The sequence below is a fragment of the Streptomyces sp. NPDC052101 genome (genome assembly GCF_040680235.1).
In the GTDB taxonomy this organism is placed as follows: domain Bacteria; phylum Actinomycetota; class Actinomycetes; order Streptomycetales; family Streptomycetaceae; genus Streptomyces.
Window position 1 is genome coordinate 87,045 of the sequence record NZ_JBFAWH010000004.1, and the last position, 11,945, is coordinate 98,989.

7 protein-coding genes are annotated in these 11,945 nt (G+C 74.5%); 4 read left to right on the plus strand and 3 right to left on the minus strand.

Annotated features, from left to right (window positions below; all coding sequences use genetic code 11):
• Nucleotides 1-23 precede the first annotated feature (23 nt).
• Complete coding sequence (locus AB0L75_RS10585; RefSeq protein ID WP_365178309.1) at nt 24-1,361, plus strand: FAD-dependent oxidoreductase; 1,338 nt, start codon at nt 24-26, stop codon at nt 1,359-1,361.
• 141 nt (nt 1,362-1,502) lie between these two features.
• Nucleotides 1,503-2,852, plus strand: a complete 1,350-nt coding sequence (locus tag AB0L75_RS10590; RefSeq protein ID WP_365178312.1) for a nucleobase:cation symporter-2 family protein — start codon at nt 1,503-1,505, stop codon at nt 2,850-2,852.
• Between the two features lie 12 nt (nt 2,853-2,864).
• Here the strand turns inward: AB0L75_RS10590 and AB0L75_RS10595 are convergent, their stop codons facing one another.
• Nucleotides 2,865-3,221 carry a helix-turn-helix domain-containing protein gene (locus AB0L75_RS10595; protein ID WP_365178315.1) on the minus strand — a complete coding sequence of 119 codons (357 nt, stop codon included), beginning with the start codon at nt 3,219-3,221 and terminating at the stop codon, nt 2,865-2,867.
• A gap of 150 nt (nt 3,222-3,371) precedes the next feature.
• Between AB0L75_RS10595 and AB0L75_RS10600 the strand changes: the two genes are divergently transcribed.
• The gene (locus AB0L75_RS10600) at nt 3,372-4,451 is read left to right on the plus strand and encodes an NADH:flavin oxidoreductase/NADH oxidase (protein ID WP_365178318.1); all 1,080 of its coding nucleotides are present in this window, start codon (nt 3,372-3,374) and stop codon (nt 4,449-4,451) included.
• A 10-nt stretch (nt 4,452-4,461) separates the two neighbouring features.
• On the opposite strand, the gene AB0L75_RS10605 is transcribed toward AB0L75_RS10600, so the two are convergent.
• Both AB0L75_RS10605 and AB0L75_RS10610 read right to left on the minus strand, forming a co-directional pair.
• Complete coding sequence (locus AB0L75_RS10605; protein WP_365178322.1) at nt 4,462-8,751, minus strand: cation-translocating P-type ATPase; 4,290 nt, start codon at nt 8,749-8,751, stop codon at nt 4,462-4,464.
• A gap of 8 nt (nt 8,752-8,759) precedes the next feature.
• A complete protein-coding gene (locus tag AB0L75_RS10610; RefSeq protein WP_365178325.1) occupies nt 8,760-9,419 on the minus strand; it encodes a hypothetical protein in 660 nt (219 codons plus the stop codon).
• A 240-nt stretch (nt 9,420-9,659) separates the two neighbouring features.
• Here AB0L75_RS10610 and AB0L75_RS10615 point away from each other — a divergent pair, with 240 nt between their 5' ends.
• Nucleotides 9,660-11,906: a DEAD/DEAH box helicase gene (locus tag AB0L75_RS10615; RefSeq protein ID WP_365178328.1), complete on the plus strand. Its 2,247-nt coding sequence runs from the start codon at nt 9,660-9,662 to the stop codon at nt 11,904-11,906.
• Nucleotides 11,907-11,945 lie beyond the last annotated feature (39 nt).

Sequence of the window (11,945 nt, forward strand, 5' to 3'; positions counted from 1 at the left end):
TCCTTCGGGCGAGGAGTACCGCTGTGCTGCGTGTCGCCGTCGTCGGTTCGGGGCCGAGCGGGTGTTACACCGCCCAGAGCCTGGTTCAGCAGGATCCCGCGGTGTGCGTGGACGTCCTGGACCGGCTGCCCTGCCCGTACGGCCTGGTCCGTTACGGCGTCGCCCCGGACCACGAGAAGATCAAGTCCCTGCAGGGCAGCCTCAGGACGGTTCTGGAGCACGAGCGGGTGCGGTTCCTCGGCGGGGTCCGGGTGGGCGGCCCCGGCGGGCTGCCGGTGGCACGGCTGCGGGAGCTGTATCACGCGGTGGTGTACTGCGTGGGCGCCGCCACCGACCGCCGGCTGGGGATACCGGGCGAGGAGCTGCCGGGCAGCTGGTCGGCGACCGACTTCGTGGCCTGGTACAGCGCGCATCCGGACGCGGCCGACGCCGGCTTCCTGCACGGCGTGCGGTCGGCCGTCGTCATCGGCGTGGGCAATGTGGCGGTGGACGTCACGCGGATGCTGGTGCGGGGTGCCGCCGAACTGCGCCCGACGGACATTCCGCAGGCAGCGCTGGACACGCTGGCGGCGAGCGGGATCACCGAGGTGCACATGGTGGGCCGACGCGGCCCCTCGCAGGCCCGGTTCACCACCAAGGAGCTGCGTGAGCTGGGCGTGCTGCCCGGTACCGAAGTCACCGTCGATGCGGCCGACTTGGAGCTGGATCCGGCCGACCCCGCCACCCTGCCCGCCGTGCAGCGCCGCAATCTGGAGGTGCTGCGCGGCTGGGCCGGCCGGTCCGCTGCCGCCGCCGCGCGCCGGATCGGCCTCAGGTTCTTCCTGCGCCCCGTGGAACTGCTCGCGGACGACGCGGGCCGGGTGGGCGCCGTGCGCTTCGAGCGGACGGCGCCGGACGGGCACGGCGGGGTGAGCGGCACGGGCCGGTTCGAGGACGTACCGGCCCAGGTGGTGCTGCGCTCGGTGGGCTATCGCGGAGTGCCGCTGGACGGGCTTCCGTTCGACGCGGCGAGCGGCACGGTGCCGAACGCGGCGGGGCGCGTCGTACGCGACGGCGCCCCCTCCCCCGGCGAGTACGTGGCCGGGTGGATCAAGCGCGGCCCGACCGGTGTGATCGGCACCAACCGGCCCTGCGCCAAGGAGACCGTGGCCTCCCTCCTCGCGGACGCTCCCGCGCTGCTCACGAAGCCGGTGCCCGAGGATCCGGTGGCGGCGCTGCGGGCGGCCGGGATCGCCCCCGTGACCTGGACGGGGTGGCTGGCGATCGAGCGGGCCGAGGCCGCGCTGGGTGCCCGGCTCGGGCGCGGCGTGGTCAAGCTGGCCGACTGGGACGCCCTGCTCTCGGCGGCCCGGTCGGCGTAGGTCCGGCGGCCGGGGAATCCCCGGCGGCCCGGCGGGCAGGACACACAGCGGCAACAGGCCGGAAATCAACAAACTGTTCAAGAAGCTTACGGTCTCGTCCTGTTCGGAAGTCACCTTCCTCCCGGCACCGTTGGAGTCCCCATGGCCACCACCCGAGACGTCCACCCCGTCGACGAGATGCCACCGGTACGGCAGCTGGCCGCCTTCGGGCTGCAGCACGTGCTCGCGATGTACGCGGGTGCGGTCGCCGTGCCGTTGATCGTGGGCAGCGCGATGCGGCTGTCGCCCGCCGACCTGGCGTATCTGATCACCGCCGACCTGCTGGTGTGCGGGATCGCGACGCTGATCCAGTGCGTCGGCTTCTGGCGGTTCGGCGTACGGCTGCCGATCATGCAGGGCTGTACGTTCGCGGCCGTGTCACCGATGGTGCTCATCGGGACGACGGGCGGCGGACTTCCCGCGATCTACGGCTCGGTGATCGTCGCGGGTCTGGCGATCATGCTGCTGGCGCCGGTCTTCGGCAGGCTGCTGCGCTACTTCCCGCCGCTGGTGACGGGCACGGTGATCCTGATCATCGGGGTCTCGCTGCTGCCGGTCGCCGGCAACTGGGCGGCGGGCGGGGCCGGCGCGAAGGACTTCGGGGCGCCCGGGAACCTGGCACTGGCGGCCTTCGTGCTGCTGGTGGTGCTGGCCGTGCAGCGGTTCGCGCCCGCCGCCCTCGGCCGGATCGCCGTCCTGATCGGCATCGCGGTGGGCCTGGCGGTCGCGGTGCCGTTCGGGTTCACGGACTTCGGCGGGGTCGGTGATGCCGACTGGGTGGGCATCAGCACGCCCTTCCACTTCGGTGCGCCGGACTTCAAGGCGTCAGCGATCGTGTCCATGCTGGTGGTGGCGCTGGTGACGATGACGGAAACGACCGGTGACCTGATCGCGGTCGGCGAGCTGACCGGCCGGAAGGTCGAGCCGCGCTCGCTCGCGGACGGGCTGCGCGCGGACGGTCTGTCGACGGTGCTGGGCGGGGTGTTCAACACCTTCCCGTACACGGCGTACGCACAGAACGTGGGCCTCGTCGGGATGACCCGGGTACGCAGCCGCTGGGTGGTCGCGGCGGCCGGCGGGATCCTGGTGCTGCTCGGCCTGCTGCCCAAGCTGGGCGCGGTGGTCGCGGCGATCCCGGCACCGGTGCTGGGCGGCGCCGGGCTCGTCATGTTCGGCACGGTCGCGGCGAGCGGGCTGCGGACGCTGGCCCGGGTCGACTTCAACGGCAACAACAACCTCACCGTGGTGGCCGTCTCGGTCGCGATCGGCATGCTGCCGGTGGGTGTCCCGACGGTCTACGAGAAGTTCCCGGACTGGTTCCAGACGGTGATGAACAGCGGCATCAGCGCGGGCTGCCTGTCCGCGATCGCGCTGAACCTGCTCTTCAACCACCTTCCTTCGAGGGCGAGTTCGGATTCGCCCGCGGTCGCCGAGGCGGAAGGGGCCGCCTAGGTCGCGCTGGGATCAGGTGCCGTGGCTGAGGCGGGTGGACTGTCGGTCCGCGGCCGCGAGGAGGCTGTCGAGCAGTCCCGGGAAGAGGCCGTCCAGGTCGTCCCGGCGCAGGGCGTTCATCTTGGCCGTGCCGCGGTAGACCTGCCGGATGACGCCGCTCTCGCGCAGCACCCGGAAGTGGTGGGTGGTCGTGGACTTGGTCACCGGCACGTCGAACTGGGAGCAGGACAACTCGGCCTCCGTGGCGGCCAGTTCACGCACGATCCGCAGCCGCATCGGATCGGAGAGCGCGTGCAGCACGGCCTCCAGGCGGATCTCCTCGCGCGCCGGGTGCGGCAGTGCTCGGCCGGTGGCGGCGGTGTCGGTCACGGCGGCTGCCCTTCGTCACGGGAATCGTCGACAGGATGCCATGGGTCGACAGGATGCCATTGTACGAGACACATCGTAGTTTGACATTCCTCGTAGTACGAGGATTATCGTATGAGTCGAACAGTGGTCCCGTGACGAACGGAGTCTGTCGTGATCGCGCTCTTCGAGAGCATCACTCTGCGCGAAGTGACCATCCCGAACCGGGTGTGGATGCCCCCGATGTGCCAGTACTCGGCCGAGCCGGAGGGGCCGCTCGCCGGCGCCCCGCACGACTGGCACTTCGCGCACTACGCGGCGCGCGCCACCGGCGGCACCGGTCTGATCATCGTGGAGGCCACCGCGGTCTCGCCGGAGGGCCGGATCTCCCCCTACGACCTCGGCCTGTGGAACGACACACAGATGGAGGCCTTCCGCCGGATCACCCGCTTCCTCACCTCCCAGGGCGTGGTACCGGCGATCCAGCTGGCCCACGGCGGACGCAAGGCGTCGACCGACCGGCCCTGGAAGGGCGGCGCCCCGGTCGGACCGGAGGCGCGCGGCTGGCAGCCGGTCGCCCCGAGCGCGCTGCCCTTCGACGAACGCCATCCGGTGCCCAACGAGTTGACGGTGGACCAGATCCAGGAGATCGTCGGCCAGTTCGCCGCCGCCGCGCGCCGGGCGCTCGCCGCCGGGTTCGAGATCGCCGAGATCCACGGCGCCCACGGCTATCTGATCAACGAGTTCCTCTCGCCGCACTCCAACCACCGCACCGACGCCTACGGCGGCTCGTACGAGAACCGCACCCGGTTCGCCCTGGAGGTCGTCGACGCCGTACGGGCGGTGTGGCCCGAGGACAAGCCGGTGTTCTTCCGTATCTCGGCCACCGACTGGCTCCAGGACGGCGGCTGGACCACGCAGGACACCGTCCGCTTCGCCGGTGATCTGCACGCCCACGGTGTCGACCTGCTGGACGTCTCCACCGGCGGCAACGCCTCCGGGGCGACCATCCCGACCGGGCCGGGCTACCAGGTGCCGTTCGCCGCCCGGGTGAAGGCCGAGACGCCGCTGCCCGTCGCCGCCGTGGGACTGATCACCGAGGCCGAGCAGGCCGAGAAGATCGTCGCCAACGGTGAGGCCGACGCCGTGCTGCTGGGCCGTGAGCTGCTGCGCAACCCGTCCTGGGCCCGGCACGCGGCCCGCGAGCTGGGCGGCGAGGTCAACGTGCCGGACCAGTACCACCGTTCGGTCTGAGCCCGGCCGGTCAGCCGGGCAGCAGCCGCCCGACCGTCTCCTCCAGGCGGGGCAGCACCCGCTGCCCCGCCGGCGCCAGGGCGACCGCGGCGAGGACCCCGGCCCAGGCCAGCGGCCCGAGCGGGGTGCACCCGACGGCGTGACTGACGCCCGGGGTCTGCACCGCCGCGACCAGCGCCACGGCGGAACCCAGGCAGGTCACCTGCACCAGACGGCTCTCGCGCCGGTCCAGCAGCGTCTGCACCAGCTGGGTGCCGACCACCGCGCACAGCGCCATCGTGCTGGAGCGGCGTGCGGTGCCGGGTGTGAAGCGACCGATCAGCCATGCCGTCACCGCGCCCAGGCAGGTGGTGAGCGCCCGGTGCCGGATCTGCCGCAGCAGCGGCGCGCCGAGGACGGCGGAGGCGTCCTCGGGCGCACCGCCGCGGGCCCGTACCGCGCCGGGCTCGTCCGGCTTCTCGGTCACCGCCACCGCCATCGACGGGAACAGGTCGGTGAAGAGGTTCACCATGAGCATCTGCCGGGTGGACAGCGGCGCCCGGCCGGACAACAGCGCCCCGAGGAGCCCGAATCCGACCTCGCCCGCGTTCCCGCCGATCAGGATGGCGATCGCGTCGGCCACGCTGTGCCACAGCGCCCGGCCCTCACCGACCGCGTCGATCAGGACCGTCAGATCGTCGTCGGTGAGGACGATGTCGGCGGCGTTGCGCGCGGCGGCCGAGCCGCGCGCGCTGATACCGACGCCGATGTCGGCGGCGCGGATGGCCGCGGCGTCGTTGGCGCCGTCGCCGACCATCCCGACCACCCGTCCCGCCTCCCGCAGCGCCTCGACGACGTGGAGCTTCTGCTCGGGCGCCACGCGCGCCACCACACCCGCGTCCCGCAGCGCCCGGGCCCGGGCCGAGCGGTCCGCCGCCGCCAGCTCGTCCCCGGTGACCACGACGGTCTCCGCGGGCCAGCCCAGATCGGCGGCGACGGCCCGCGCGGTCTGCGGATGGTCGCCGGTGAGCATGACCGGCCGTACGCCCGCCTTGCGCAGCCCCTCCACCAGCGCGGTGGAGGTCTCGCGCGGTACGTCGGACAGGGCCAGCAGACCGGTGAACTCCAGCTCCCGCAGCGGCTGTTCGAGCACGCCGGCCTCCTGCTCGTGGGTCTCCTGCTCGTCGGCGCCGAGCGGCCGTTCGGCCACCGCCAGCACCCTGAGGCCGTCCCCCGCCAGCGTCTGCGCCGCCTCCGAGACCTGTGCGGGCAGCCCGCGGCAGGCGGGCAGCACGGTCTCCGGGGCGCCCTTGACCACGAGCACGAGCGGACCGTCACCGCTGCGGCCGACGGCGGCCGCGTATCCGCGCGCCGCCTCGAACGGCAGGTCCGCGACCGGCGTCCAGTCCGGGTCGGAGCCCGCCGCCGCCAGCACGGCCTCGTCGGTGGCGTGCACCGGCTGCCCGGCATCGCCGTCCGGATGCGGGCAGGCACGGGCGGCGGCGCAGACGGTGTCGGCGGAACCGGCGTCCTGCGCCCCGCGGACCGTGCCGTCGGCATCGGCGGTGCGCACCAGGCGCAGCCGGTTCTCGGTGAGCGTGCCGGTCTTGTCGAAGCAGATGGTGTCCATGCGGCCGAGCGCCTCCAGGGTGCGCGGGGTGCGGACGAGGACACCGCCGCGGCTCAGCCGCCGGGCGGCCGCCAGCTGCGCGACCGTGGCCACCAGCGGCAACCCTTCCGGTACGGCTGCCACGGCCACCGCCACACCACCGCTGACCGCATCCCGGACCGGGGCGCGGCGCAGCAGCGCCAGTCCGGTGACCGCCCCGCCGCCCGCCAGGGTCAACGGCAGTGCCTCGCGGGTGAGTTCGCGCAGCCGGGCCTGGACACCACCGGCCGGGGGTGTGCGGGCGGCCAGGTGGACGGCGCGGGCGGCCTCCGTGCGCTCACCGGTGCCGACCACGACGGCCCGGGCCTCGCCCGCCACCACGGTCGTACCCTCGAAGACCATGCAGCGCCGGTCGGCGACCGGGGCGTGCGGGGTCGGATCCGTCTGCTTCTCGACCGGCAGCGACTCGCCGGTCAGGGCCGACTCGTCGACCTCCAGGCCGTCCTGCCACAGCAGCCGGCCGTCCGCGGGCACCACGTCGTCCGCCTTCAGCTGGATCACATCGCCCGGATCCAGCTCGCCCGCCTCCACGGTGCGGGTGCCGCCGGCCGGTGCCTCGGCCTCCGGTGGCACGACCCTCGCCTTCTGCTGCTGCTCCGCGACCAGCCCGGACAGCGCCCGTTCCGCGCGCAGCCGCTGCAAGCCGCCGACCAGGGCGTTGAGGTCGAGGGCGCCGACGACGAGCAGGGCGTCCACGACCGAGCCGAGGATCGCCGACGCCGCCGAGCCGACCGCGAGGACGGGGGTCAGCGGGTCCTGGAGTTCGCCGTGTACGGCCCGCCCGAGCCTGTAGGACCAGCGCACGGGCGCGGCGGCCGGATACCGGGCGACACCGGCGGCGGCCTTGCGCACGCGGGCGGTCAGCGCTTCGGACGCGCCGCCCTCGTCGGCCGTTTCGTGCTCCAGCCGCTCCCGGGCCTGCTCCGGGTCCAGCTCGTGCCAGTGCACGCGCGGACGCGGGTGCGGGGGCCGGGCGGCCGCCACGCCGAGCGCGGCGCGCACCCCGGACAGCAGGGCGGTTCCGGCGCAGGCATCGACGGGGGCGTGCCGCAGCCCCGGCAGAGCGGCGCGGCGTCCCCGGCGACGGCCCGACTCGCCGACGGCCACGAGGAGGCCGGACAGTGCGGCGCCGGAGCGGGCCAGCGTCTGGGCGTGCCGGCCGACCGTGCGGGCGGCCGGGATCGCGAGGAGCACCCGCCACACATCGGGCAGCCCGTGCAGGGCCAGGATGTCCGCGCCCCAGGCCACGGCGCCGTCGTGGTCGGTGACGGCGAGGGCGATGTCGGCGGCGCGCAGCCCGGCCATGACCGCGTGCTCGTCGGCCCCGCGCACCCGGGCGACGACGAGCACCGCACCCGGGTCGCCGCGCGCCTGGCACACCACGTCGTCCAAGGGCCGGCGCGCGTCGACGACCTCGTCGGCGAGACCGGTGAAGTCCTCCAGGGCCGGGTCGTCCACGAGCACCACCCGGAGGCCGGCCCGGCGGGCCGCGTCCAGCACCGGTTCGGCCCACGGGTCCACCTCGCCCTCGTCGGTGCGCAGCACGCCGGGGTGCAGGACGACCGTGCCGGCCATCTCCAGCCGGCGCAGCCGGTCCGGATCACGGACCAGTACGCCGGTGCGGGCGAGCGCGGCGCTCAGTACGGCGTGGAAGGCGGCGGGACCGTAGCGGGCGGCCTTCGGCGAGCCGGCGAGGACCGCCTCCGCCGCCTCGGTGCCGTCGTGCTTGACCAGCAGGGTGGCCGCGGCGCCCAGCATGCTGCCCGCGGCGGCGTGGTCGGCGTACTCCTGGGCCGGGGACTCCCGCAGCGGTGGGCGGGGAGCGCCGTCCTCCGGGAGGCTGATGCGACCGGGTGCGCACAACTGGTCGTGCACCGCGTCGAAGGCGGCGGCACGGGCTACCGTCTCGGCCACCTGACAGGCCCGCAGGGCACCGTCCAGAACGAGCGACGCGGGGGTCTGCCCGGCCCCGTGGACGGCGGCGTTCGCGCAGGCCAGGACCAGGTCCATGCGGGAGTCGCCCAGGCGGGCGCGCAGCCGGGCGCGAAAGTGCGGGTTCTCGCGCAGCAGTGTCACCACCGCGGTCGCCAGGCGGGGCGAGGGCGGCAACCGGAGCGCGTACGCGGTGAGCGCGCCGCCGATGCCCACGGCATCGGCAGCGAGCGCGATCACGGCCGCGCGGGCCCCTGCCGGGTCGGCCGGATGTGTGGTCTCGTCCACATCGCCGCCGGACAGCGCCAGTCCGTGCCGCTCGGCCAGGTCGGCGGCGTGCTCCAGGACCCGGTCGGCGGCCTCCTCCCCGGTCGCGGTCACCACCAGCCGCGCGAGCCCCTGGTCCCAGTACGCGACGAGCACATCGGGTCGCTCGGCCAGCGTCCGCGCCACGCGGCGGGCCAGCCGCGCCGTGCCGCCCGCACGCCGCACCCGCTCCTTCTCCACGGGCCGCAGCGCCAGGTGGGCGCGGGCGCCGGCCCGCCAGTGGCCATCGGCGCCGGGGAACGCGTTCCGCGCGACCCGGGCCACCCGTACGGCGGCGTCCGCGCCGCGCACTCCGGCGCGCGCCGTTTCCGCCGCGGCACCGGCGGCCACCCCAACCGCCGGCGCCAGCAGCCGGCCGGCCGCCGCGGGCAGTGTCAGCAGTCCGAGCCCCATCGCTCACCTCAGATCACGGTGCGACCGGGCCGCGCCGTAGGACCGAGCGGCCCGGTCCTCGTGGACGACGGCTTGACCGCGGAGCCTTCGGTTGCGGAGCGTTCGGTCGCGGAGCCTTCGGCGTCCCGGGCGGTCCGGCCGGCACCGGACCCCCTGGCACGGCCAGATGCCCTGGTCACGCTGTGTTTCCTGACTCTCCTGGATGCCCGGCGGCTTGCGGCCTCCTGGGCTCCGTCAGCCGCCCAGGTGTCACCCGTCGCCCCGCTGCCGGGTGCCCCTGCTCCCGCCGACGCCGCCCCTCCCGTGCCTTCCGCGCCATCGGCGCGGTGGCCGGACCTGAGGGTCGCGGTGCCCAGGTCATGGGCAGGTTCGGGGCGGTGTGCGGTCGCGTCCTCGCTGTCGTCCGGATGGGCGGGCCGGGGCTGGGTGAGCCAGGCCACGGCCGCTCCGGTGAGGGCCACGGGCCACTCCACCACGCCTGCGGCACCGAGCAGTCCGGCCCCGGCGTACACCGCGATGCGCCGGCCGCGGGGCGAGACCGCGCCGACCTTGTCCAGGGTTTCGTCGGCAGCCCTGGTCACCAGCTCGGCGCCGGGCACCCTGCGCAGTACCGAGGCCGCGCCGCGCAGGGGCGCCGTGAGGGCTGCTGACGGCTTCTGCTCAGCCATGACTCTCCTCGGGTGAGATCGCCTTACGCACCTCACCGAGTGCCCCTTACCACGCTGGTCATCCCCCGTTTCTCCCGAGAGTCCCCCTGCCGGGGAACGCCCCGGACCACGCCCGTCACCCGCACCACCCAGACACACCCATCCCCGGACACCACCCCGGCCTTCACCCTGCCATCTCTTCCCTGCCGTCTTCTCGGGCCCGAGCCGCGCGATGCGAGGATGTGGCGGCAGGGAGGGCGGATGGGGCGTAGGGAGCGGGAGGCGGTCGCGCGGGCGGCCGGGCTGTACGAGGCGGCGCGGGCGCTGGCCGACGACCACGGCAAGGCCGTCGAGGCGGTACGAGCGGCGCTCAGGCCGATCCAGGACGCGGCGGTGGAGCAGGCGCTCGACGCCATACCGGTGACACGGCTGCAGGACGCCACCGGCGGACGGCTGCGGCTGGGCAGCGTCGAGAAGAGCGGACTGCGTACGGTCCGCCAGGTGCTGGACGCCGGTCCGTACCGCTTGCGGCAGATCCCCGGGGTCGGTCAGCTCACCGCGGACCAGATCGTCGCCGCCGCTCGTCGGCTGTCCGACGCCGTGCACGACACCGTAGCCGTACACATCGACGTCGATCACCCGGAGCCGCGCACGACCGCGCTCGTCACGGCCCTGCATGTGCTCGTGGAGGCCGGACCGCAGGCGCGGCGCGCCGTCGAGGCGGCCGCCGTGCTGGCCGAGCGGCTCGGCCCCCTGCTCGCCGACGCCCGGCCCGCCGCCGGGCGGCTGAGCATGGTGATGGCCGGGCAGGCCAGGAAGGCCCGCGCGCTGGAGGCGGTCGAGGAGCTGCGGGCGCTGATGGCCCGGGCGGCGCAGGCCGGCACCCCCGAGGCGCTGGCGCAGGCGTCGGTGGACGTGCTGCGGGGGACGTCGAACGACCTCGCCGCCTGGGTGGACTTCGAGCTGCGCTCGGCCGAGTACTACGGCCTGCTCGCCGAGGTCTGCGGGCGCGCTCCGGACACTGCCGCCGCCGAGGGTTTCCTGCCCGACGGCATCGCCGAGCGGGTGCGGGACCAGCAACTCGACGACTCCCGGCTGCGGGTGTCGCTGCGCGGCTATCAGGCGTTCGGCGCCCGCTTCGCCCTGGCGCAGCGCCGGGTGATCCTCGGCGACGAGATGGGGCTCGGCAAGACCGTCCAGGCCATGGCGGCGCTGGCGCATCTGGCCGCCGAGGGCCGCAGCCACTTCATGGTCGTCTGCCCGGCGAGCGTCCTGGTGAACTGGACCCGGGAGATCGAGTCGCGCACCCCGCTCCACGTCACTCCCCTGCACGGACCGGACCGGCGCGACGCGTTCGCCTACTGGAAGGGGCGCGGCGGCGTGGCCGTGACGACTTTCGAGGCCCTGCGCGGTTTCCCGGTCCCCGGCGGAGGGGAGATCGGGATGCTGGTGGTCGACGAGGCGCACGCCGTGAAGAACCCCAAGGCCCTGCGTTCCCAGGCCGTCGCCCAGTGGGCCGGGCAGTGCGAGCGGGTCCTGTTCATGACGGGCACACCGATGGAGAACCGGGTGGCCGAGTTCCGCAACCTGGTCCGGATGCTCGACGAGACCGTGGCGGGCCGCGTCGGTGACCAGGCCGGGCTGCCCGGCTCCGTGGCCTTCCGCAAGGCGGTCGCCCCCGTCTATCTGCGCCGCAACCAGGTGGACGTGCTCGCCGAACTGCCCGCCCTGCAGCAGACGGACGAGTGGGAGGAACCGAGTGCCTCGGACGAGGAGGCGTACCGCGAGGCGGTGCGCTCCGGCAACTTCATGGCGATGCGCAGGGCCGCCTACGCCCGCCCGGAGAAGTCCGCCAAGCTCGTCCGGCTCCGCGAGATCGTGCACGAGGCGGGCGAGAACGGGCTGAAGGTGGTGGTGTTCTCCAACTTCCGGGATGTCCTGGGCGTGGTGAAGGACGCGCTCGACGCCGGGGCGCGGGCCGGCGCCCCCGTGGTCGGCCCGCTCACCGGGAGCGTGCCGCCCGAGCGGCGCCAGCTGCTCGTCGACGAGTTCACGGCCGTGTCCGGTCCCGCGGTGCTGCTGGCCCAGATCCAGGCGGCGGGCGTCGGGCTCAACCTCCAGGCCGCCTCCGTCGTGATCATCTGCGAGCCCCAGATCAAGCCCACCGTCGAACAGCAGGCGGTGGCACGGGCCCACCGCATGGGCCAGGTGCGGCCGGTCCGGGTGCACCGCCTGCTGGCTCCGGGCGGCGTGGACGAGCAGTTGGTGGAGATGCTGAAGCGGAAGGCCCGCCTGTTCGACCGATACGCGCGCCGAAGCGAGGTGGCGGAGGCGACCCCGGACGCCGTCGACGTCTCTGACTCGGAGATGGCACGCCGGATCGTCGCGGAGGAACAGACCCGGCTGGGCTTCGGATCCGGCGCCGCCGGGGAGGACTCCGCCGCGCCCCTCGGCGACGTCGCCGACTCCGGACCCGGCGCACTCGCGCAGGACCGTTCCTCCCCGTAGGGGACCGCGGGCCACCGGTCGGCGCCCGTTCGGCAACGC

Excerpts from the sequence above, each read along its gene's own strand:
- AB0L75_RS10590 (WP_365178312.1), top strand. The coding sequence starts at position 1,503 with ATGGCCACCACCCGAGACGTCCACCCCGTCGACGAGATGCCACCGGTA.
- AB0L75_RS10605 (WP_365178322.1), bottom strand. The coding sequence starts at position 8,751 with ATGGGGCTCGGACTGCTGACACTGCCCGCGGCGGCCGGCCGGCTGCTG.
- AB0L75_RS10610 (WP_365178325.1), bottom strand. The coding sequence starts at position 9,419 with ATGGCTGAGCAGAAGCCGTCAGCAGCCCTCACGGCGCCCCTGCGCGGC.
- AB0L75_RS10615 (WP_365178328.1), top strand. The coding sequence starts at position 9,660 with ATGGGGCGTAGGGAGCGGGAGGCGGTCGCGCGGGCGGCCGGGCTGTAC.